General features: G+C 69.0%; 12 protein-coding genes. 3 read left to right on the forward strand and 9 right to left on the reverse strand.

Features of this window, described 5'->3' with window-relative positions; genetic code table 11:
* Positions 1–180: 180 nt before the first annotated feature.
* The 5 genes from E0H45_RS43730 to E0H45_RS35770 all read right to left on the reverse strand — a co-directional run bounded on the left by E0H45_RS43730 (position 181) and on the right by E0H45_RS35770 (position 6,442).
* The gene (locus E0H45_RS43730) at positions 181–1,164 is read right to left on the reverse strand and encodes a DUF4190 domain-containing protein (RefSeq protein ID WP_131345744.1); all 984 of its coding nucleotides are present in this window, start codon (positions 1,162–1,164) and stop codon (positions 181–183) included.
* 28 nt (positions 1,165–1,192) lie between these two features.
* The gene (locus E0H45_RS35755; protein ID WP_131345747.1) at positions 1,193–1,861 is read right to left on the reverse strand and encodes a DUF4190 domain-containing protein; all 669 of its coding nucleotides are present in this window, start codon (positions 1,859–1,861) and stop codon (positions 1,193–1,195) included.
* Positions 1,862–1,984: 123 nt separating this feature from the next.
* Positions 1,985–3,193 (reverse strand): DNA polymerase III subunit delta', encoded by a 1,209-nt coding sequence (locus E0H45_RS35760; protein WP_131345750.1) that lies wholly within the window; start codon positions 3,191–3,193, stop codon positions 1,985–1,987.
* On the reverse strand, positions 3,190–5,175 hold the full coding sequence (gene tmk / locus E0H45_RS35765; RefSeq protein ID WP_131345753.1) for a dTMP kinase: 1,986 nt from the start codon (positions 5,173–5,175) through the stop codon (positions 3,190–3,192). Before tmk ends, E0H45_RS35760 begins: the two co-directional genes overlap by 4 nt.
* Positions 5,176–5,350: 175 nt before the next feature.
* Complete coding sequence (locus E0H45_RS35770; protein WP_131345756.1) at positions 5,351–6,442, reverse strand: pyridoxal phosphate-dependent aminotransferase; 1,092 nt, start codon at positions 6,440–6,442, stop codon at positions 5,351–5,353.
* Between the two features lie 63 nt (positions 6,443–6,505).
* Here E0H45_RS35770 and E0H45_RS35775 point away from each other — a divergent pair, with 63 nt between their 5' ends.
* Positions 6,506–7,918: an aminotransferase-like domain-containing protein gene (locus E0H45_RS35775; RefSeq protein WP_131345759.1), complete on the forward strand. Its 1,413-nt coding sequence runs from the start codon at positions 6,506–6,508 to the stop codon at positions 7,916–7,918.
* An 82-nt stretch (positions 7,919–8,000) separates the two neighbouring features.
* Here the strand turns inward: E0H45_RS35775 and E0H45_RS35780 are convergent, their stop codons facing one another.
* Positions 8,001–10,766: a glycoside hydrolase family 2 TIM barrel-domain containing protein gene (locus E0H45_RS35780; RefSeq protein ID WP_238155540.1), complete on the reverse strand. Its 2,766-nt coding sequence runs from the start codon at positions 10,764–10,766 to the stop codon at positions 8,001–8,003.
* A gap of 84 nt (positions 10,767–10,850) precedes the next feature.
* Positions 10,851–11,279, reverse strand: a complete 429-nt coding sequence (locus E0H45_RS35785; RefSeq protein ID WP_131345764.1) for a Fur family transcriptional regulator — start codon at positions 11,277–11,279, stop codon at positions 10,851–10,853.
* 103 nt (positions 11,280–11,382) lie between these two features.
* Here E0H45_RS35785 and E0H45_RS35790 point away from each other — a divergent pair, with 103 nt between their 5' ends.
* On the forward strand, positions 11,383–11,796 hold the full coding sequence (locus E0H45_RS35790; RefSeq protein WP_131345768.1) for a hypothetical protein: 414 nt from the start codon (positions 11,383–11,385) through the stop codon (positions 11,794–11,796).
* 6 nt (positions 11,797–11,802) lie between these two features.
* Here the strand turns inward: E0H45_RS35790 and topA are convergent, their stop codons facing one another.
* Together topA and E0H45_RS35800 are read right to left on the reverse strand one after the other, a co-directional pair.
* Positions 11,803–14,502 (reverse strand): type I DNA topoisomerase, encoded by a 2,700-nt coding sequence (gene topA / locus E0H45_RS35795; RefSeq protein WP_131345771.1) that lies wholly within the window; start codon positions 14,500–14,502, stop codon positions 11,803–11,805.
* A gap of 285 nt (positions 14,503–14,787) precedes the next feature.
* Positions 14,788–16,140, reverse strand: a complete 1,353-nt coding sequence (locus tag E0H45_RS35800; RefSeq protein ID WP_131345774.1) for an alpha/beta hydrolase — start codon at positions 16,138–16,140, stop codon at positions 14,788–14,790.
* A gap of 156 nt (positions 16,141–16,296) precedes the next feature.
* Between E0H45_RS35800 and E0H45_RS35805 the strand changes: the two genes are divergently transcribed.
* Positions 16,297–19,950 (forward strand): NPCBM/NEW2 domain-containing protein, encoded by a 3,654-nt coding sequence (locus E0H45_RS35805; protein WP_165546706.1) that lies wholly within the window; start codon positions 16,297–16,299, stop codon positions 19,948–19,950.
* The last annotated feature ends 657 nt before the right edge of the window (positions 19,951–20,607 follow it).

Genomic DNA, 20,607 nt, shown 5'->3' on the forward strand with positions numbered 1-20,607 from the left:
ACTTTTTCCCCCACCCGAGGCCGAAACTCCCCCGGATCAAGGTAATAAAGCCGCCCGTACCGCTCGAACGACACCGCCATCACCATGCCCACGCCGTCAGAGTACGGGGCGTTGCACAGGAAGTGGTCGCGCTACACAGGAAATAACCTGTTCACCGCCCCCGGCGCACCGGTTACGCCCCTACCGGTGGCTGTTCTTCACAGTGCCGGTGAGTTTGTCGTCGTCAGGGCCGAACGCCGCACACAGAACCCGGTGATCACCGTCGTCCCACGCCCCCTTGCTGGGCGTCCACCAGTCCAGATACAGCTCGGACTGGTCACGCGACTTCCCCACATACGTCCCGAACACGGGACCGCAAGCACGGTCGGCCGCCTTGTTGATCGCGCTGTCGCCCGGGTACGTCGTACCGGGAAGCGTCACGATCCCGACGACCTCGGCGTCGTGCTCGTCCGGGCAGGGCTGCCGGACCACCTCGTCCTCTTCGCTGCCGTCCTCGTCGAAGCACTCCCCGACCGTCAGTTCGTCGACGTACGTGGTCGGACCCGAGTTCGACGACACCGGATCCGGTGCGCTGTAGCTGTCGTCGGACGAACCGAGCGCGATCACGAGCACGATCAGCAGTGTGTAGCCGAGCGTCACCAGGGATCCCATCACCAGTCCGGCGATCGCCATCCCCTTGCCCTCTTGCCGGCTCCGCTTGATCTGCACCAGCGCCGCGATGCCGAGCCCGATCGCCACCGGCGCGGACACCCCGATGACGAACCCGCCGAGCCCGGTCACGAGCGCCGCGGTCGCCAGCCCGTTCGTCCCGCCCGAACCGCCGTACCCGTAACCGCCGTACCCATATCCATAGCCATTCCCATACGGCGACGGCGCCCCGTGCGCCGGCGGATACTGCCCCGGCCCGTATCCCTGCCCGTACGGCGTCCCCTGCTGGCCCTGCCCGTACGGCTGACCGCCCGGTGCCTGCCCGTATCCCGCCTGCCCGTGCGGCGGCTGCTGCGACCCGTACGACGGCTGCCCAGGCGCCGCCCACGGCACCCCACCCTGCGCACCAGGCGCCTGCGGCTGTTCCGGACGCCCGTACGTCGGGAACGCACGGGTCGGATCGTGCGGACGGTCCTGTGGACGTTCCGGCTCCGGGCCGTACGGTGGCTGACTCACGCTACCCCCACTGAATCCCCCGCGGGCATTACCGCTGTGATCCGCGCATCGTACCCGTCAGATGGGTCCCGGGCATGCCGACCAGACACAGGACGTTGCCGTCAGCAACCGCGCGGTTCTCGAGTACGACGTAGTACATGTCCAGCTCGGACCGCTCGTACGGCGTCCCCACGAACTCCACGAACGCGCCCGCGCACTGCTGCGTCGCGACGGTCCCGATCTGCGCGGTCGACAACCCGACCAGCGCGGCCTGCACCTTCGCGTACGCCTCCCCGGTGTGCGCCACGGCGCAGTCCGCGATCCGTACCAGCCGCAGCGTCGAGGCCTCCAGGTCCGCGTCGAAGCAGCGGCCGACCTCCACCTGCGAGATCGACACCGTCTTGCCGATGCCCCGCCGGTGCTCGCCGACCAGGTTGAGCGTGACCGCGACGCCGATCGCGATCACCCAGCACAGCGACACCGCCAAGGCGCCGTACGCGAGCCGTTTCCCGTGCCCGCCGGCGCGCTTGATCCGCCGCAGCGCCACCCCGGCCAGCACGACCGCGATCGGCACCAGCCCGGGCAGGCTGGTCGCGAACGCGGCGACCGCGTACCCGTCCTGCCGGCCCTTCGGCTTCGGGACGCCCTCCAGCCAGGACTCAGCCGACGGCAGCGGTTGCCGCGCAGGCTGGATCGGGGAGGGCGGCGGGTGGGTCATCTGGGTCCGTTTCGCGGCTGTGTGAGGCCGAGCGGTCTACTTCGCCCAGTCACCCAGTCATCGGACCCACCGGTCTCGGTGTTACAGGTTCCGCCCAGTTATCGGACGTGGGTGATGCACGACTCAGCGCTGGGGGCGGCGCGGGATCGTGAATCCGTCGCTGCGGCCCTCGAACAACCCGACCGTCATCGCCTCGAGCGCGACCAGCGGCGCCACGTTGGCCTCGATCGCATCCCGGCACATCGCGATCGCGTCGATCCGGCGTACCGTCTGCTCGGGCGTCGTCCGGCTCCCGAGCTGCTCGATGTTGCGGTGCAACTCGGCGTTGATCAGCTCGCTGCCGGACCCGGTCTGCACCACCAGCACATCCCGGTAGAGCGCCATCAGGTCGACCAGCGACCGGTCCAGAACGTCGCGTTCCCAACGCTTCGCGCGGGCCTTCTGCTGGTCCTCGAGCTCCTTCAGCGCCGCGTTCGCCTCGCGCGGTCTGGCGCCCTTCGTGCCGACGCCGAGCGCCTGCTCGAGCGCGGCCCGCTCCTTCTCGTCGACCTTCTCCGCGCTGGCCTTGGCCTCTTCCTTGGCCGCCTCGACCAGCCGCTGCGCCGCCTTCAGGCAGGCCCCGAGGTCGCGCAGCGCGAACGGCACCTCGAGCACCTTGTTCCGCCGCTCCCGCACCGTCTCGTCGCGGGCCAGCGCCCGGGCCCGGCCGATGTGCCCCTGCGCGGCCCGCGCCGCGAACCAGGCCAGATCCTGGCCGATCTCGAGTGTCCGGCTCAGCATCTCCGCAACCGCGGCGACCGGCGGCGTCCGCAGCACCAGCAGCCGGCAGCGCGAACGGATCGTCGGTACGACGTCCTCGACCGTCGGCGCGCACAACACCCAGACGGTCCGCGGCGACGGCTCCTCGATGCTTTTCAGCAACGCGTCCGCGGCCTGCTCGGTGAGCCGGTCCGCGTCCTCGACGACCATCACCTGCCACCGGCCCTGCGTCGGGCTCATCGCGGCCCGGCGGACCAGCTCACGGACCTCGCTGACCCGGATCGACAGCAGTTCGGTGCGGATCAGCGACACGTCGGGGTGCGCGCCGCTGAGCGCCGTACGGCAATCGTTGCACTCGCCGCAGCCGTTGTTCGCGCACTGCAGCGAGGCCGCGAACGCCCGGCCCGCGTTCGACCGGCCGGATCCGGGTGGCCCGGTGATCATCCACGCGTGCGTCATCCCGGCGACCGCGGGACCTCTCTCGCCCCGCAGGACGGCAGCAGCGCCGTCGACGGCCTTCCGCAGTACGGCGACCGCGGGCTCCTGCCCGACCAGGTCGTCCCAGACACTCATAGACCCACCTTGGGAAGCATCGGTTGGAGCCGGGCGCGGATCTGTTTCGCGATGTCCTCGCGGTCCTGCGTCGCGTCCAGGACCAGGTAGTGCTGCGGCTCGGCGGCCGCCAGCTCGAGGAACGCGTTCCGCACCCGCTCGTGGAAGGCGTCGGACTGCGCCTCGATCCGGTCCCGTTCGGCGAACCGGCCGAGCCCGCTCTTCGGCGGCAGGTCCAGCAGGATCGTGAGGTTCGGGCGGAGATCGTTGGTGGCCCAACGATTCACCCGTTCGACGTCGGACAGGTCCAGGTCCCGCCCGGAGCCCTGGTACGCCAGCGCGGAGTCGACGTACCGATCGGTGATCACGACCGCGCCCGACTTCAGCGCGGGCTTGATCACCGAGTCGACGTGCTCGGCCTTGTCGGCGGCGTACAGCAGCGCCTCGGCGCGGTGCGAGATGTCGCCGGTCGCCGGGTCGAGGACGATCTGGCGGAGCGTCTTGCCGAGATCGGTTGCACCGGGCTCGCGGGTCAGCAGCACCTGCTGGCCTTGCTCCTCCAGCCATTTCACCAGCAGCGCGGACTGCGTCGACTTGCCGGCGCCCTCACCGCCCTCGAGCGCGATGAACAGGCCGGTCGTCGGATAGTCACCACGCGTCTTGCCGAAACTGCGCCGTACATCGCGCCAGAACGGGACGCCCGGGCGGTCGTCCATCTGCCGCCAGGCAAGCAGGCCGATCACCCCGGCCAGGACCGCCGCCGCCACCATCGTCATCGAGGCGCCGTTGTACGTCGCCGAACGGCCGCCGATCGTCCACGTGTGCCGGCCGATCGCACCCGCGGCGAACGGCGCGATCGCCAGCGTGACCGCGAGCACCGTGCGGACGGCGGACTGCACGAACGCGAACGTCCGCCCGCGCACGGCGTCCGGCACTTCGAGACCGAGCAACGTGTACCCGGAGACCCACGAGCCGCCGGCGCAGAACCCGAGCAGGATCGCGATCATCGTGGCGATCTCGATCTGCTGGATCAACGCCAGCCCGGCCAGGCAGATCCCCGACCCGACCAGCCCGGCCGCGAACAGCCGGCGCCGGGACAGCCCGGAGAAGATCCGCGGCGCGAACCCCATACCGAGCGCGAGACCACCGAACACGGCACCGAACAGCACGCCGTACCCGGGGTCGCCGGCGCCCAGCCCTTCGACGTACGTGCGGCCGAGGCCGATCACGACCGCACCGGCCGCGAACGCGCCGGAGATCCCGATCACGAGACCGCGAACCACCGGAGTGCCGGTGACATAGGACCAGCCCTCGACCACTGTCCGCCACAGCGTCGGATGGTCCTCGTGCTCGTGGATCGCGCGGCCGATCTCGGCGACCGACAAGATCGCGAACGCCGAGATGACGAAGGTCGCGGCGTTCACGTACACGGCCAGGTCGATGGCGAAGTCGCCGGCCCAGCGCGACACCAGAGTGATCGCGGTGAAGATGGCCGCAGCCGGCAACGCGGTCCCGTACGTCGTGATCAGACTGAGCTGGTTGGCCGCCTCGAGCCGGTGCCGCGGCACCAGATTGGGCACGCTGGCGTCCTTGGCCGGACCCCAGATCAGGCTGACGATCTCGATCAGCACCGTCGCCACCAGCACCCAGGTCAGGGTGCCGACGATCGGGATGCTGACGAAGAACGCGGCCCGGATCAGGTCGCCGACGATCATCGTCCAGCGCCGGTCCAGCCGGTCCGCGATCCAGCCCGCCACCGGGCCCATCACCAACGCCGGCAGCACGCGCAGGAACAGCACGCCGCCGATCGCGAAGTTGGCCGCCTGGTAGTCGTCACCGGCGAACGACTTCGCCATCGCGGTCAGCGCCAGCAGGCCGATCCAGTCCCCGAGGCTGGACAGGCCGAACGCGATCCACAGCCGCCGGAACGCCCGGATCCGCAACACCGCCCGCACATCGTGCGCCGGTGCAGGATCAGTCAGCGGGTCATAAACCTCCGGCACACCGCAAGCCTAGGGCATGGCTTTCCGTCCCCTGCCGTCGCGAGCAGGTGCTCGGTGCGGTGCATCGGCGTGCGGGGGCGAAGGTCTCGATGCGGAGCATCGTGGCCTTTGCACCCGTGCGGCGAGGTGCCGTGCCGAGTGCCGCGCAGTAGGCAGGGGACGGAAAGCCATGCCCTTAGTGGGCAGCGTGGACAGCCTCGGCCAGCGCATCCAGTGCGGCCTTCAACTCGCCCGCCGGCAGGAAGCCGAACCCGAGGCGGAACACCCGCGGCTCGTCCCCGAACCAGTCCCCGTCGGCCAGCCGCACGCCACCCTCCGCCGCCGCCCGCCGGAACCGCTCCAGATCGACCGACGGCCGCAGCCGGATCACACACAACGCCCCGGCATCCGGCCGAACCCACTCGACAAGCTCACTGTTCGCGTTGACCCAGTCCTGCGTGATCAGAAGATTCTGCTCCAGCCAGGGCCGTCGTACGGCGAGGATCTGGTCCTCCTGCTCGAACACGCGAAGCGCCAGCGCCTCCGTGACCGTGGACCCGGTGACCACCGTGCTGAACTTCGCCGTCGTCAACTGCTCGACCAGGCCGCTGTCCGTGCTGATCACCCACCCGATCCGCAACCCGGCCACCCCGTGACACTTCGACAGCGACGCGACAGACACCACCTTCGGCCCGAACCGAAGCGCCGTGTCCACGACCGGATCGTCGCCGTACGCCGCGGCCCGATAGGTCTCGTCCACCAACAAGTACGCGTCCGGGCAGACCTCACTCATCGCATCAACGATGTCGCGCAAGGTCTCCGGCGGTACGGCGACACCGGACGGGTTCTGCGGCGTCGCCAAGCTGACCAGCCTGGTCTCCGGCGTCAGCTGCGCACGCACCGCATCCGCAGTGAGCCGGTAGCCCTCGTCGAAGGTCAGCGGAACGACCCGCACCGACGCACCGACCGTGTCGAACGCGTTGCGCGTCATCGGGAACTGCGGCGCCGTCGTCACCACCTCTCCCTCCAGCAGGTAGGCGAGCAGGAAGATCCCGTGCATCCCACCGACCGTGACGACCACGTCCTCGGGCCGTACGCCGTGCCGGTCCGCGATCGCCGTACGGAGCCGAACGTCACCGGCGGCCGTGCCGTAGCCGAGTTCGAGGTCGCCCAGTTCCGGGGTGAGCAGGTCCGCGAGCCGGAGGTCCGGGCCGTAGCTCTCGCCCAGTTCGTGCCGCGGCTGCTCGGCGGTCAGGGACATGATCGGGTTGCGCGGAAAGGTCGGCATACCGCCATCGTTCTGGACTCGCGCTGGCCGTTGGAGAGCCAATCCGGCAGAATTGGTTCGCAGATGAGACCAATCGAGGTGGTTGACCGGTTGGGCCGCTGGTCGTCCGGCCGCGGCCCGCTGTACGTGCTGCTCGCGGCCCGTCTGCGGCACCTGATCGACGACGGCGAACTCCCGCCGGGCGTACTGCTCCCACCGGACCGCGCGCTGGCCGGTGCTCTGGCGGTCGGCCGTACGACGGTGGTGGCCGCCTACGACCTGCTCCAGGCCGAAGGGCGCATCACGCGGAAGCAGGGCAGCGGGACACGCGTCGCCGGCGTAGCTCGAGACGGGCAGGTCGAGGACGCTCCGGTCGACCCGATCTTCCTGGACTCCCTGGAGGCCCGGGACGACGACGTACTGCTGGCCATCTGTGCCGCACCAGGTGATCCGCCGCCGCAGCTGGCGGAGGCGTTCGCCAAGATCGCGCCAGGGCTCGCCCGTGTCACCGACGACATCGGCTACTACCCGTACGGCCACCCGACGCTCCGCGAGGCGCTGGCGGACCGCTACACGGCTCGCGGCGTACCGACTGCGTACGAACAGATCCTGGTGACCAACGGCGGCCAGCAGGCGCTCTCACTGCTGGCGCATGCCCTGCTGTCACCCGGGGACCAGGTGCTCGTCGAGGCGCCGACGTACCCGGGCGCGCTGGAGGTGTTCCGGGAGGAGGGTGCCGTACTGCGCGGTCTGCCGGTGGGACTCGAGGGCCTCGAGGCAGCGATCCGGGAGCGGCGGCCGGCGCTCGCGTACGTGATTCCGACGTACCAGAACCCGACCGGCTCGGTGATGTCCGCACTCGCCCGTCAGCGGGTGGCCGGCGCGGGGGTTCCGGTGATCGAGGACGAGGTGCCGGCCGACCTCAGGTTTCCTGGCGAGGTGTTGCCCCCGCCGATCGCGGCGTACGGCGACTCCGTGATCTCGATCGGCTCGCTCAGCAAGAGCATCTGGGGCGGCCTCCGAATCGGCTGGATCCGCGCAACGCCGCCCCTGATCAACCGTCTGGCCCGCCTCCGCGCAGTCCACGACCTCGGCGGCAACGTCCCGACTCAGCTGGCCGCCGTACACCTGCTCCCGCTCTTGGACGGCCCGGCATTGCACCAAACGCTCAAAACCCGCCACGACCACCTACACGCCGAGCTAACTCAGGCGCTGCCCACCTGGCACACCTCACCTCTGACAGGCGGCCAGTGCCTCTGGGCGCGCCTGCCGTACGGCGACGGCACGTCCTTCGCCCAAACCGCGCTCCGGCACGGTCTGGCGATCCTCCCCGGCTCCGGCCTCGACGTCACCGGCGCCAGCGACGCTTACGTCCGCCTGCACTTCCGCGCCCGACCGGACGACCTCACCGAAGCCGTCCGCCGCCTGGCCCGAGCCTGGGCGGCCTACCACCCACCGGCCGACCGGGTACGCCCCCGACCGGCCATCGCCATCTGACTGCACCGCCACGCAGGCAGAAGTCGGCTCCGGGGCGCGTTTGGGCGCGCAAACGGGGGTTCTGCCTGCGTGGCGGTTCGCGTCAGGCCTTGAAGCGCAGCGTCAGGGTGGCTGGGGCGGTTTTCAGTTTGTCGCGATCCGGGAGGGCGGGGCCGCAGGCGGCGGTGCCGACGCCGGTTTGGGCGATGTCGATGGTGACGTGGGTGGTGTCGCCCGGCGTGAGGACCGCGGTGTGGGTCGCGTTCTCCAGGTCGGCCGACGTCCAGTCGCGGACGGTCAGGCCGAAGAGCTGGTCGACCGCTTCGATCCGCAGGCCGTCGAGCGTGGCCCAGCGGGTGTCGATGCGCTGGCCGTTCTCCTGCGGACGGACGTACGGCGTCTGCAGTTCGGCGACCGTGGCGGAGTACTTGCCGACCGCGGCGGCCTCGCGGGTGTCGACGTACGCCTCGTTCGGGCCGGTGCCAAACCACTCGACCTGGTGCACCTTCGGCAGCTCGAACGTGATGCCGAGCCGCGGCAGCACCTCCGGGAACAGCCCCTCCGGTACGACGCTCAACTCCAGCACCACGCCGTCGTCGACAGTGGTCCAGCGCCAGGTGCTCCGCAGGCCCCACTGCAACTGCGGCGGCGCGGTCCGGGTGACGACCTCCCAGGCCCCGTCGCGCTCGCCCTGCGACACGATCCGGTGCTGCACCCGGTGCAGCCCTTCCTCGCGCCACTTCGCCGCAACGCCAGGAATCGCGTCGTTGTCGATCGGCGCCCGCCAGACATCCAGCCGAGCGTTCTTCACACCCGCGACGGTGATCCCGTCGACGCCGGCCTCTCCCACAGCCGGCGAACCGCTGACCATAACCTCGGCGACAGCCGGCTCGTCCAGACGGATCTGGCCCCAGGCGATCCGGTGGCCGGCCTCGGCCCACGGCGTCGCCTCGGTGAGTGTCGCGGTGACGTTCACCCAGGTCTCGGGCTTCGACGCATCCACCGGAGGGAGGTCGATCGTGACGGTCTCGCCCGGTGCGATCACCGGAACCGACAGGCTCCCGGCGTCCACCTGCTCGCCTCCGGTCTCGACGACGTAGCTGAAGGTCAGGTGGCTTGTATCGAGGACCTCGTAGCGGTTGGTGATCGACACGCGGTTGCCATCAGCAACGATACGGAGCGGCTCGATCACCTTGGTGTACTCGTGCATGCCGGGCGACGGCGTCCGGTCCGGGAACAGCAGACCGTCGCAGACGAAGTTCCCGTCGTGGATCGACTCGCCGAAGTCACCGCCGTACGCGTAGACCTCGCGGCCGTCGATCGTGGTCCGCAGGCCGTGGTCGATGAACTCCCAGATGAACCCGCCCTGGCAGCGCGGATACTTCTCGAAGACCTCGCGGTAGTCGAGCAGCCCGCCCGGGCCGTTGCCCATCGCGTGGCCGTACTCGCAGAGGATGAACGGCAGGTTCCGGTAGAGGCCGGTGTCCGCGCCGATCTCCGCGCAGCCCTCCGGCGAGGTGTACATCCGCGAGTAGATGTCGACCCACTCGGCCTGGGTGTCGCGCTCGTAGTGCACCGGCCGCGACGGGTCGAGTTCCTTGGCCAGGTCGTACATCGCCTTGAGATTGTCGCCCATCCCGCACTCGTTGCCGAGCGACCAGATGACGATCGACGGGTGGTTCTTGTCGCGCTGCACGGTACGGCGCATCCGGTCGACCATGTCGTCGCGGAACCGCTCGTCCATCACCGGGTTCGGCAGCTTCGGCGGCTGCGGCTCGTACCCGAACCCGTGCGTCTCGAGGTCGCACTCGTCGACCACGTACAGGCCGTACTCGTCGCACAGCGACAGGAAGTGCGGGTGCGGCGGGTAGTGGCTGGTGCGGACCGCGTTGATCCCGGCCCGCTTCATGATCAGTACGTCGTCCAGCATGTCCTGCTCGGTCAGCGAGCGACCCCGGTCCGGGTGGAACTCGTGCCGGTTGACGCCGTTGAACAGCACCCGGTTGCCGTTGACCGTGAAGATCCCGTCGACGATCGCGACGGTCCGGAACCCGATCCGCAGCCGGACGTCGCCACCCGCGGTCCGCAGTACGGCGTCGTACAGCCGCGGCGCCTCGGCGCTCCACGGCTGCACGCCCTCGACCCGGGTGTGCTCGCCGGTCGGCAGCTCCAGCCCCAGTTCGGGGACGGTCACCGTGCCGGGTACGTCGGACTCGACCAGCAGCGTGCCGGCGCCGTCGATGTGGTCCCATGCAGCCTTGACGAAGACGTCGGTCGGCGCGTCCGGCCGCAGCGCGAGCAGGTTCACCTCGCGGAAGATCCCGGACAGCCACCACATGTCCTGGTCCTCGACGTAGCTGCCGGTCGACCACTGGTGCACCCGCACGGCGATCCGTGCTTCCTTGCCCGGAGCAACCAACGACGTGACGTCGAACTCCGACGCCAGCCGGGAGCCGGACGACCAGCCGACCCGCTCGCCGTTCACGTACACCGCGAACCGCGAGTCCACGCCCTCGAACCGGAGCACGATCCGGGCGCCGTCGAAGTCCGCCGGCACCGTCACGGTCCGGACGTAGTCGCCGGTCGGGTTGTCGGTCGGCACGTACGGCGGCTCGAGCGGGAACGGGTAGACCACGTTCGTGTACGCCGGCGCGCCGTACCCGTTCAGCTGCCAGTGGCCCGGCACCGCGATGGTGTCCCATCCGGAAGTGTCCGGGTCCTTCAGGTCGTCCGGCGCGTCCGCCACGGTCGGGGACAGCCGGAAGCTCCAGTCCCCACTGAGCGCCACGCGCCCGGAGTCGTCATCCAGCCAGGCCCGCGGCGCCAGCACGTTCAAGCCCGAAGCAAAGTCCTCGACATAGTCCGTCACAGGAGTCGACCCTAAGCCAACTCCGTTCATGAATCCACACCTATGAACAGATATGGACAGCTGTGACCGCAGTGGGCCAACCGGCTACTGGCAGTCCTTGCAGACTCCGACCAGGGCCACCTGCTCCGGCGCGAGGTGGAAACCGAGTTCGCGGGCGAGCTTCTTGCGGGCGGATTCGAGGACGTCGCCGGGCGCGTCGTACACGGTGCCGCACTCGGAGCAGCGCAGGTGCAGGTGCCGCGGCGCGAGGTCTCCGGCCAGGTGGTACGTCGTACCCGCCCGGCCCAGATGCACATGCGTGACGAGACCGAACTCACCCAGCGCGTCGAGCGCCCGGTAGACGGTGGCGCGATGGATGCCCGGGCGGAGCTGCTCGGCGCGTTCACCGATCTGCTCGGCACTCAGGTGCTCCTCGGTGCCCGCCAGCACCTCGACGACCGCGAGCCGCGCCGGCGTGACCCGCTCGCCCCGCTCCCGCAACCGCTGCGCGCTGACTTCGACAGCACTGGTCATGGGGCTCCTTTGCAATCGGGCTTCAGCTACCGAGCCGTCACCCGGTGAGCAACCAAACCAATGTACTTTCCGCGTACGACGTCTCACACCTTGGGGAACTGCGATGAGTGATCAGTCGAACGCCGTCGTACGCCGCGGCGCCGCCGAGCTGAGCGGTGTGGTCCGGAACGTGCAGTTCCGCTCGGAGCTGCGCGGCGAGAACGGCTCCGTCCAGGTGCTGACCTTCCACCTCGAGCAGCAGGACGCGGTCGGCAAGCAGCTGCAGCCTGTGCTGGTCGAGCTGCGCGGGGTGTCACTGGAGGGTCAGGTCGCCGACGGCGAGCAGGTGACCGTCGCCGGGAAGTGGCGCAACGGTCGCGTCGTGGCGAAGCAGGTGGTCAGCCAGACCACCGGCGCCTCGATCCGCGCCCGGCGGCCGCCGCTGTGGGTGGCCGTGCCGGTCGCGATCCTCTTCGCCGCGTTCTTCGCGTTCGTGCTCTACTTCATCATCCGCGGCTTCAGCAGCGTCGGCGGCTGAGGTCGGTCAGCTCTTCTTCGCCGCCGTCTTCTTCGTCGTCGCCTTCTTGGTGGTCGACTTCTTGGCGGCGGTCTTCTTGGCCGTCGTCTTCTTCGCGGCAGTCGTCTTCTTCGCAGCGGTCTTCTTGGCGGCCGTCTTCTTCGCCGGGCGCTTCACCGGACCGCGGGCGCGCTTCTCCGCCAGCAGCTCGGCCGCGCGGAGCAGCGAGATAGTCTCCACCGAGTCATCCTTGCGGAGCGTCGCGTTCGTCTCCCCGTCGGTGACATAGGGACCGAAGCGGCCCTCCTTCACCACCACCGGCTTCTTGGACTCCGGGTCCTCGCCCAGCTCCTTCAGCGGCGGCGCGGCAGCCCGCCGGCCCCGCTGCTTCGGCTCGGAGTAGATCTTCAAGGCCTCCTCGAGCGTGATGTCGAACATCTGCTCCTCGGAGGACAGCGACCGCGAGTCCGTGCCCTTCTTCAGATACGGCCCGTAGCGCCCGTTCTGCGCGGTGATCTCGTCACCGGACTCCGGGTCCTTCCCGACCACGCGCGGCAGCGAGAGCAGCTTCATCGCGTCGTCGAGCCCGATCGATTCCAGCGTCATCGACTTCAGCAGCGACCCGGTACGCGGCTTCGCGCTCTTCGGCGCGTCCTCCGGCAGTACTTCGGTCACGTACGGCCCGAACCGGCCCGCCTTCGCCACCACGCGCAGCCCGGTGTCCGGCGCCGTACCCAGCTCGTGCTCGACGCCCGACGGCTGCTCCAGCAGTTCCTTCGCCTTGTCGACGGTCAGCTCGTCCGGCGGCAGGTCCTCGGGCACGTTCGCGCGCCGCTCGTCCTTGTCCTCGACGTACGGCCCGTACCGCCCGACGCGGACGACGATCCCGCTGTCGTCGCCGCCGACCGGGAAGGTCGACATCTCCCGGGCGTCGATGTCGCCGAGGTCGGTCACCATCGACTTCAGGCCCTCGAGCTCGTCGTCGCCGAAGTAGAACCGGGACAGCACGCCCTCACGCTGCAGGTCACCGGCGGCGACCTCGTCGAGCACGTCCTCCATCGTCGCGGTGAACGCGTAGTCCACCAGCCGGGTGAAGTGCTCCTCGAGCAGCCGGACGACCGCGAACGCCAGCCAGGCCGGAACCAGCGCCTGGCCCTTCTTGTAGATGTACTTGCGGGCCTGGATCGTGCCGATGATCGAGGCGTACGTCGACGGCCGCCCGATCTCCCGCTCTTCCAGCTCCCGGATCAGCGTCGCTTCCGTGAACCGCGCCGGCGGCTTCGTCTCGTGCCCCGAGGCGAGCACCTCGATCGCGGGCAGGACGTCGCCCTCCTCGACGTTCGGCAGCCGGGTCTCCTGGTCGTCGGTGCCCGCGGACGGGTCGTCCGCGCCCTCGACGTAGGCCTTGAGGAACCCGTGGAACGTGATCACCCGGCCGGACGACGTGAACTCGCACTTCTCACCGGTGGACGCGGTCGCGTCGATCTTGATCGACACGCTGTTCCCGGCGGCGTCCTTCATCTGGGACGCGATCGTCCGCATCCAGATCAGCTCGTAGAGCCGGAACTCGGCACCGCTCAGACCGGTCTGCGCCGGAGTCTGGAAGACCTCGCCGGCCGGCCGGATCGCCTCGTGCGCCTCCTGGGCGTTCTTCACCTTGGAGGTGTAGACGCGCGGCTTGTCCGGCAGGTACGACGCGCCGTACAGCTCCCGGACCTGGGCCCGGGCCGCGGTGATCGCGGTGTCCGACAGCGTGACGCTGTCGGTACGCATATAGGTGATGTTGCCGTTCTCGTAGAGCCGCTGGGCGACCTGCATGGTCTGCGACGCGGACATGCCGAGCTTGCGGCCGGCCTCCTGCTGCAGCGTGGTGGTCCGGAACGGCGCGTACGGCTTGCGGGTGTACGGCTTGGACTCGATCGACCGGACGGTGAACTGCGAGTCCCGCAGCGCGCCGGCCAGCGCGGTCGCGGTCTCCTCGTTCAGATGAACCGTGTTCGCGCCCTTGAGCTCGCCGATCGAGCTGAAATCGCGGCCTTGCGCCACCCGCTTGCTGTCCACCGAGACCAGGCGGGACGGGAACTGCCGCGGTGTCCGGCTCTCACCGGCGTCGAGGGTCGCGTCGAGGTCCCAGTACGACGCGCTGCGGAAGGCGATCCGCTCACGCTCGCGGTCCACCACCATCCGGATCGCGACCGACTGCACCCGGCCCGCCGACAGCTTCGGCATGACCTTCTTCCAGAGCACCGGCGAGACCTCGTAGCCGTACAGCCGGTCGAGGATCCGGCGCGCCTCCTGCGCGTCGACCAGGTCCTCGTCGATGTCGCGGGCGTTGCCGACCGCGTCCTGGATCGCCTTCGGGGTGATCTCGTGGAAGACCATCCGCTTGACCGGGACGGTCGGCTTCAGCTCCTCCAGCAGGTGCCAGGCGATCGCCTCGCCCTCGCGGTCCTCATCTGTCGCCAGGAAGAGCTCGTCGGCGCCCTTGAGCAGGTCCTTGAGCTTGCGGATCTGGGCCTTCTTGTCGGCGGGCACGACGTACAGCGGGTCGAAGTGGTCCTCGACGTTCACACCGAGCCGGGCCCACGGGAGGCCTTTGTACTTGGCGGGGATCTCGTCCGCCCCGCTCGGCAGGTCGCGGATGTGGCCGAAGCTGGACTCCACCACGTACCCGGACCCCAAGAAACCCGCGATCATCCGCGCCTTCTTCGGCGACTCGACGATCACGAGACGGGTCCCTACGGCTGTCTTCGTCCCTGCTGCCCCTGCCACTGCGCTCCCTACTCTCGTCCTGCCGACAACGCCCCTACTCCGTCGTCTGTTCCCCCGGGCACAGACCGACCCCACCCGAGGACAGAGTACGGCCGACGGCAACGCATTTCTCAACGCACGGTAACCGCTGCCGCCCCCTTTATGCCTCTCAGGGTTCCAGAAAGTGGCGAACAACCCACCGTCACCGCGCGTCGCGGCACCGCCACAGACTGCCCTGGGCGTTTACGAGAGTACGCCGTCTCAGCGTGCGAACCGGACCTCGGGGAACTTGGAGGAGTCTCCACGGAGCAGAGGAGACGGGCGGCGGCGCAGCGTCTGGTCGAAGAACGCGGCGACGTACTCGCGCTGGGCCAGCACGCTCCGCGCCGGCTTCGCACTGCCCACCAGCGCCTTCATCACCGACGTGATGATCGGGTCCTCGCCGTAGATCTCGTGGAACAACTGGGAAAAGACGAACTGGTAGTCGGTGAAGGCCCGCTGCTTGGTGCTCGCCAGCGTCAGGTTCAGCTTCCCGCCGCGCTGTGCGTCCCAGAAACTCGCCCATGACGTGTCGTAGTACTCCTTGCCCGGATCGGTCCGCTGCGTCTCGGCCGAGCCGAACAGCAGGAACGGCCGATCCAGCCCCCGCTCCGCGACCTCACCGAGGGGCCCCTTGATCCGGTCGTCCTGCAACGTGCCGTCCAGGTCGAGCCCGGCCAGCACCCGCTCGTCCTCGAGCATCGTGTTCGCGGCCGTGTACCCACCGAGCGCGAACCCGAACATGCCAACCTTGCGCAGATCCAGCCCGTCCGCCAGTCCGCCGGGCAGATCCTTGCCCTCGGCATCGACATTCTGGCCGTCGGCGATCCGCTCCAGCTGGTCCAGCACGAACCGCGCGTCCGCGGTCCGGGTTTCGACCGCCTTCCGGATCTCCGCCGGACCGGCCGGCTCCGTCGTCGGCGCACCGGGCAGGAACCGCCCGCCCGGGAACTCCACCGGCGTCTCGTGCGAATGGTCCATCGTCACCACGACGTACCCGCGGCCGGCCAGATCCTCCACCTGCGCGGTGTTCACGAACCGGCTGTACTGATACCCGGGCGAGAACAGTACGACGGGATGCCGCAACCGCTGCATCGGTACGTCGACACGCGCATGCGTCTCGGTGTTCGCGAAGTCGAACGACCCGCTCGGCAACGCGAGCCCGTACTCACCTGTCCAGGTGTCGTCCACCTCGACCGCGGTTTTCGGCGGCATGTACTTCGCGAACGGCGCCGCCCCGAACATCCCCGCCGGGTACCAGAGGCTGATCATCAGTTCCCGCTGTCCGCTCGGCATGCTCGGATCCGGCCGGGACCGGTCGATCAGGTGGATCGCGGTCGTCCCGAGCGCCTTCCGCCCGGTCGGCACCGGCAGCCTGAACTTCACCGGATGAAAGTCCGGATCGCCGTTCGGCCGGATCCGCCCGGCCCGCTCCGGGTCGAACGGTGAGGCCTGCGCCAGGCCCGGCGTGTCGAATGTTGCGCCCGCCGCCAGGCCAGTCGTCAGGCCCGCCGCCAAGAGGTGGCGCCTGGTGAGGCTGTGACTGCTGAGGCTGGTGGGACGTGAGTTCGCCATGCGACTCATCGTCATCGCGGAGTTTCACTCCGTGATAGCGACACCGTCTCAACTTGATGAAGCTGACCTGATGACAATCCGGGGCCGGTGAGTTTCAATGTGCGCACCTTGTTCATTGATGCGTGAAGTGAGGCAGTCGTGAGCATCTTTGTTCGCATGAAACGTTCAGTAGTCGCGCTAGCGTTGCTAGCCGGTGCGCTGGTGTACACGGCCGGTTCCGCGCAGGCCGCCGGCACCACGCTCGGTGACGTCAGCGGGTTCTCCGCCGACCAGGCGACGTACACCCTCAGCGCCGGGGCCGCGAAGGTCCGGGTCGTGTTCCTCAAGGACGACGTGTTCCGGCTCTGGATGGCGCCGGACGGGAACTTCACCGACCCGGCGAACACGCCGCCCACCGATCCGGGCGCCCCCGCGTCCAACATCGTCACCAAGACGGACTACGGCACGCCGCAGACCTCCTGGCGTGACCGCGGCACCTACTACTCGCTCACGACCGGAAAGATCGAGGTCCGCGCGCAGAAGCAGCCGCTGAAGTTCTCGGTGTACCGCTCGAACGGCCAGCTGGTGTGGTCCGAGGCAGCCCCGCTGTCCTGGACCGACACGTCCACCACGCAGACCCTCGGCCGCGGCGCGAACGAGCAGTTCTTCGGCGGCGGCATGCAGAACGGCCGCTTCTCGCACCGCGACCAGACGATCAAGATCTCGCGAGACTTCAACTGGGAGGACGGCGGCAACCCGAACGCCTCGCCGTACTACATGAGCACCGCGGGGTACGGCGTACTCCGCAACACGTTCAGCCCGGGTAGTTACAACTTCACTAGTCCCGCTGTCACTACGCACGACGAGAAGCGGTTCGACGCGTACTACTTCATCGGCGACCTCAAGACCTCGCTCGACCGCTACACCGAGCTCACCGGTCGGCCGTTCATGCCGCCGATCTACGGGCTCGAGTACGGCGACTCGGACTGCTACAACCGCGGTCACTACGGAACGGACCCGGACCCCAGCAACGACTGGAAGGTCAACCCGGACAAGGTGACGACGCTGGACGCGGTGAAGGTCGCGCAGCGGTTCAAGGACGAGGACATGCCCGGCGGCTGGATGCTCGTCAACGACGACTACGGCTGCGGTTACTCCGCCAACACCGAGTCCGAGCAGGTCGACGGCACCTGGTGGGGCAAGCGGGACATCCCGGCGCTGAAGCAGGCCGGTGACGACCTGCGGGCGCGGAACATCCAGATGGGTCTGTGGACGCAGGCGAACCTGGACCGGCAGCCGGCCGAGGTCGGCGAAGCCGGTGTCCGCGTCCGGAAGCTCGACGTGGCGTGGGTCGGTCCGGGGTACCGGTACGCACTGACTGCCTGCGACACCGCGCACGACGGGATCGAGCAGTACAGCAACACCCGGGGGTTCGCGTGGATGGTCGAGGGCTGGGCCGGCGCGCAGCGGTGCGCGGTGCAGTGGACCGGTGACCACAGCGGCTCGCTGGACGCCATCAAGTGGCAGATCCCGGCGATCACCGGGTCCGGCAACTCCGGCATCGCCTACAGCGCGGGCGACGTGGACGGGATCTTCGGTGGATCCGCGACGTCGTACGTGCGGGACATGCAGTGGAAGGTGTTCAACCCGGCCTTCATGACGATGTCCGGCTGGTCGACCCCGGCGTACAAGCAGCCGTGGGCGTACGGCGATCCGTACACCTCGATCAACCGGAAGTACCTGAAGCTGCGGGAGCGGTTGCTGCCGTACTTCTACACGTACGCCGCTGAAGCCCACCGGACCGGCGCGCCGCTGAACCGGTCGCTGGTGCTGGAGTACCCGACCGACCCGAAGACCTGGGACGACACGACGAAGTACGAGTTCCTGGCCGGCAAGGAGTTCCTGGTCGCGCCGATGTACGGTGCGGACGAGGTGAAGAACGGGATCTACCTGCCCGCGGGCCGGTGGATCGACTACTGGACGGGCCGCGTGTACCAGGGCCCGACGACCGTGAACGGGTACCACGCCGCGCTCGACACGCTGCCGCTGTTCGTGAAGGCGGGCGCGGTCGTGCCGATGTGGAAGCCCGGAATCAACACCGCCGCCGAGCAGGGTTTCGGCGACCGGGTGAGCGTCGACATCTACCCGTCCGGGAAGTCGTCGTTCTCGATGTACGAGGACGATCGCGTGACCCGGTCCGGGAAGTCCGCGACGCAGACCTTCGCGGTCGACGCGCCGACGCAGGGCCGCGGCGACGTGACCGTGAAGATCGGCGCCAGCATCGGGTCGTACGACGGCAAGCCGGCAACCCGCCCGTACGAGCTGACCGTCCACACCGGCTCCGCACCGCACAGCGTCACGATCGACGGGCGCCCGGCCAGCTTCACCTACGCCAATGGCATCGTCCGCGTGCAGACCGCTTCGATCCCGACGTCCCGCAGTGCTGTGGTTGTGCTGTCCGGAACGTCCGCGGTGGGTGGACCCGACGTCACGAACACCTTCGGGTCACCTGAGCTGACCACGCCGTCGCTGTGGAACGCTCCGGGCCAGGCGACCGAAGTGACCGCGTCGTTCCGCAACGGCACCGCCACGACGGTGCGCGACGTACGGCTCGACGTCCAGGCGCCGGCCGGGTGGAGCGTCAGCGGCGCGAACACCTTCGCGTCGGTGGATCCCGGTCGGACCGTGACGACCAAGCTGCAGGTCACGCCCGGCGCGGACGTGAAGCCCGCGAGCTTCACGTTGACGTTGAAGGCGTCGTACGTTGCCCAGAGCAAGAGTTATACGAACACCTCGACGGGTACGGCGCAGTTGCCGTACGCCTCGTTGTCACAGGCCGCGAACGTGGTCGGGGTGAGCGACGCGTCGACGTACAAGCAAGGGAACTTCGACGGATCGGGCAACAGCTTCAACGGTGAGGCGCTGGCGACGGCCGGGTACACACCTGGTGCGACCGTGAACGTGCAGGGCGCCGACTTCACCTGGCCGACCGGCGCGCCCGGTACGCCGAACCTGGTGAAGAACCAGTCGGCTCCGATCCTCGTGTCCGGGACCGGATCGCATCTAGCACTGCTAGGCGCCGGCGCCAGCCTGAATGCCCGCGGGACGGTGACAGTCATCTACACCGACGGATCGACGTCCGAGGGCACGTTCCAGTTGCCGAACTGGTGCTGTCAGGACCCGACGACGGGTGGCGCCAAGCTGGCCGTGTCGGTCAAGGGGCGGTACACGGCAGCCGGGTTGAGCAACACGACGACGGACTACCGGGTGTTCTACACCGCCGTACCGCTCGATCCCGGGAAAACCGTGAAGGCGATCAAGCTGCCGGGTGGCGGACTGGGCTTCTTCGCGGCCACGATCGCCGACAAACCGTTGCCACCGGCACCCACCGGGGAGAACTGGGTCAGCGACCTCGAGTTCCTTGACTCCACCAACGGCTGGGGGCCGGTCGAGCGCGACCACAGCAACGGCGAGGACGCGGCCGGCGACGGCGCGCCGATCACGCTCGACGGCGTCCAGTACGCGAAGGGACTCGGCACTCACGCGCCCTCGTCGGTGAGCGTCCGCCTCGGCGGCAACTGCACCAGCTTCACCAGCAAACTGGGCATCGACGACGAAATGGAGGACCGCGGCAAGGTCACCTTCAAGGTCCTGACCGACGGCACCGCCCGCTACACGTCGGACCAGCTGACCGGCACCTCACCAACCACCACCACCACAGTCGACGTCACCGGCGCCCAAACCCTCACCCTCCAGGTAACCGACGGCGGCGACGGCAACACCAGCGACCACGCAGACTGGGCCGACGCCAAACTCACCTGCAACCCCTAACGAGGCGAGGGGCCAACCCCAGCCCAGGGGTCGGCCCCTCAACTTGTGCCCTTGAACAGGAAATAGCACGTCTCCACCCACCACGCCCTGTCACCACCCACCACGAACGGGGCCCCAGTGACCCCGCCCATCCCCACGCCCCGTGACCACCCCATGAACCCGCCCGAACGCGTCGATCACCCGCCAACTCGGGGCCAACCGTCTCGCGCGTCCGATGTGTGGGTGATGGTCACCGCATCCGGGACTTGAAACAGGCCACGGAGGGCTAGCACCTGACATTCCCTGTCTCCGCCCACCAGCTCCAATCCCCGGTCCCCACCGTCGCCCCGCACCCGCACGCCGCCACCCACACCCCACTGCCCTTCGGCCCCCGCCCCGCGGCGGCGGACGGAACGAGCAGAAGGCCGGATATCCCCTCGTGTTGGGGGTTCTCTGCTGGTGCACGAGGGGAGAACCCCCAACACGAAGGGATATCCCTCCCGTGCCCGGCCCGGAGAGGGGCGGGTGGGCGGTGTTGGTGTGGTCGGCGGGTGGGGTGAGGTGAGGGTGGGCGGTGGAGTGAGGGTGGGCGGTGGAGTGAGGGTGGGCGGTGGAGTGAGGGTGGGCGGTGGAGTGAGGGTGGGCGGTGGAGTGAGGGTGGGCGGTGGAGTGAGGGTG

Origin of the sequence: Kribbella soli (genome assembly GCF_004331345.1) — a bacterium.
In the GTDB taxonomy this organism is placed as follows: domain Bacteria; phylum Actinomycetota; class Actinomycetes; order Propionibacteriales; family Kribbellaceae; genus Kribbella; species Kribbella soli.

Coding starts and splice junctions, on each gene's coding strand:
- E0H45_RS35755 (WP_131345747.1), bottom strand. CDS start 1,861: ATGACCCACCCGCCGCCCTCCCCGATCCAGCCTGCGCGGCAACCGCTG.
- E0H45_RS35760 (WP_131345750.1), bottom strand. CDS start 3,193: ATGAGTGTCTGGGACGACCTGGTCGGGCAGGAGCCCGCGGTCGCCGTA.
- E0H45_RS35770 (WP_131345756.1), bottom strand. CDS start 6,442: ATGCCGACCTTTCCGCGCAACCCGATCATGTCCCTGACCGCCGAGCAG.
- E0H45_RS35775 (WP_131345759.1), top strand. CDS start 6,506: ATGAGACCAATCGAGGTGGTTGACCGGTTGGGCCGCTGGTCGTCCGGC.
- E0H45_RS35785 (WP_131345764.1), bottom strand. CDS start 11,279: ATGACCAGTGCTGTCGAAGTCAGCGCGCAGCGGTTGCGGGAGCGGGGC.
- E0H45_RS35790 (WP_131345768.1), top strand. CDS start 11,383: ATGAGTGATCAGTCGAACGCCGTCGTACGCCGCGGCGCCGCCGAGCTG.
- E0H45_RS35800 (WP_131345774.1), bottom strand. CDS start 16,140: ATGGCGAACTCACGTCCCACCAGCCTCAGCAGTCACAGCCTCACCAGG.
- E0H45_RS35805 (WP_165546706.1), top strand. CDS start 16,297: ATGAAACGTTCAGTAGTCGCGCTAGCGTTGCTAGCCGGTGCGCTGGTG.